Consider the following 247-nt stretch of genomic DNA (forward strand, 5'->3'; position numbering starts at 1 on the left):
GCCCATTGATGGCTGGTTTTGTTTACAGGTACAGAATAGCTGATTAGCTCATTAACGTGTTGGTCGACATAATCACTAATACAGTGGCACTAATACTACATAACACTAAGGTGACTATGCGGGTTTTATCTTTATCAACGCGGCCAATTAATCTACCTGAGACAAGATAACCAGCAACGACTGAAGGCAATAATAGCAGTGATAGCCATAAATGCTTCACTTCAACTAAGCCGACGATGGTTAGAAT

The 247-nt window shown here is 40.5% G+C and carries 1 pseudogene; it reads right to left on the bottom strand.

The annotated features are described in order from the left end of the window. Nucleotides 1-43: 43 nt before the first annotated feature. Nucleotides 44-247, bottom strand: a pseudogene (locus AAEZ00_RS21910) (sulfite exporter TauE/SafE family protein); the annotation flags it as partial.

The organism is Shewanella sp. S1-49-MNA-CIBAN-0167, assembly GCF_040310145.1.
Classification (GTDB): domain Bacteria; phylum Pseudomonadota; class Gammaproteobacteria; order Enterobacterales; family Shewanellaceae; genus Shewanella; species Shewanella psychromarinicola.